This window comes from Ammoniphilus soli, from assembly GCF_040813775.1.
Map to the genome: position 1 here is coordinate 1 of NZ_JBEGDL010000155.1, position 759 is coordinate 759.

At 45.1% G+C, this 759-nt stretch carries 1 protein-coding gene; it reads left to right on the forward strand.

Annotation, left to right across the window (positions count from 1 at the left end; translation table 11 throughout):
- Window positions 1-759: IS1634 family transposase (locus ABLT31_RS38820; protein ID WP_462976598.1), on the forward strand; the 759-nt coding region annotated here is incomplete at both ends.

Here is a 759-nt window from a genome sequence, read left to right on the forward strand (position 1 = left end):
CGAAAGATTTTGGCCCAGCGTTTATCTTCCGTAAGATTTGGGAGAAGTTGAACTTGAAGGGTTTTCTTCAACGTGCCCTTGAAGATACTAATATTGTGTCTCATCTCGATGAGGCCATCTTTGCTATGGTGTTGAATCGTCTCATGGCCCCATCTAGCAAATATGGACTCTTTCGTCAGTGGGTGCAGACGATCTATGCTCAAGGATTGTCGGAACTCCAACTTCACCACTATTATCGAGCCCTAGACTTTTTAACGGAGCAAAAAGAATCGATGGAGCAGCATTTGTTTGGTCAGCTCACGGACCTTCTGAACCTTGAGGTAGATTTGGTTTTCTATGACACCACCAGTAGTTACTTTGAAGGAGATGGACCGGAAGAATTGGCGGAGTATGGATACTCCAAAGATCACCGGGGAGATCGGAAACAAGTGGTCATTGGATTGCTGATGACAAAGCAAGGCATTCCGGTGGCCCATCAAGTGTTTCCAGGGAATCTCCATGACACCAAAACGTTCTCCCTTGTCATTCAGGACCTAAAATCCAGGTTCCAGGTAGACAAGGTGATTCTCGTGGGAGATCGTGGAATGGTGAGTGAAACCAATCTCGAAGAAATTCGGAAGCTGAACATGGAATACATTGTTGGGGTTAAGCTTCGTAAATCCAAGAAAGCCCAACAACTCCTCAGTATTCGTGGTCGGTACACACAAGTAAAAAAGAATTTGGAGATCAAAAGTGCAAAGATCGATGGGGATACGTATG